Raw genomic sequence first — 757 nt, forward strand, 5'->3', positions numbered from 1 at the left:
CATTGCGTACATTCTAAGCGGATATATCCTCATTGTCGAAGGTGTCATCTTTGGCAATCTCCCTCCGTATATCCTCGGAGATAATCGGGATAAATGCTTCCGTAACAGTCTGTGTGCCGACATATTCCCGACTGATAATTACCTGCACCTGTGCTTTTGGCATGATACGCTTTCTCTTTTTATTCGTTGTCTTATCCTCGCCCATATTCAAATCTTCCTTTCCAGACAGGGCAGGGGAGTATATAAAATCCCCCTGCCCTGCCAATCAGACACAATCAATCCCTGCTGTTCAATTCTTTCTGCAATGCTTTAAGGAGTGTCGTCGCTTCATCAGCGGTCAACGTGATTCCCTTTCCACACTTCTCACGGTTCGGGGAAAAGGTGCGGATGTCGTATTTCGGCTCTTTCCCGTTCCATGAGATTAAATTGATTTCCTTTGTGTAGCCGCTTTCGCTCGTAGACAATACGGCGATTTCTTTTATAATCTCATACTGTATTTCTTTCATTTCCTACCTCGATTCTACTTTTTCTTTGCTTGGATACTCTGTGCATTTACTAACCGAAAAGAGAAAATTAGCGGCTGTCTCTGCCCCGTTTCCTCTGCAATTCACGCTCCAAAAGTTTGATGATGGCGTCCTCCATCTGCTTCGGCGTTGTGTTCTTCGGAAAATATTTTTTCAGTTTGCTTGTGTTGATTTTTAAGGTTTCTTTCTGGTTTCCCTTTTCCTCGGTCATAATGGAAAATATCATATCCATG

General features: G+C 43.2%; 2 protein-coding genes and 1 pseudogene. All 3 read right to left on the reverse strand.

Annotation, left to right across the window (positions count from 1 at the left end; all coding sequences use genetic code 11):
• Positions 1–13 precede the first annotated feature (13 nt).
• Positions 14–205 (reverse strand): stage II sporulation protein R, encoded by a 192-nt coding sequence (locus tag E5329_RS29200; RefSeq protein ID WP_135992584.1) that lies wholly within the window; start codon positions 203–205, stop codon positions 14–16.
• 70 nt (positions 206–275) lie between these two features.
• Positions 276–506, reverse strand: a complete 231-nt coding sequence (locus tag E5329_RS29205; protein WP_135992585.1) for a YdbC family protein — start codon at positions 504–506, stop codon at positions 276–278.
• A gap of 67 nt (positions 507–573) precedes the next feature.
• A pseudogene (locus E5329_RS29210) lies at positions 574–757 on the reverse strand (ParB/RepB/Spo0J family partition protein); the annotation flags it as partial.

This window comes from Petralouisia muris (genome assembly GCF_004793545.1).
Lineage (GTDB): Bacteria > Bacillota > Clostridia > Lachnospirales > Lachnospiraceae > Petralouisia > Petralouisia muris.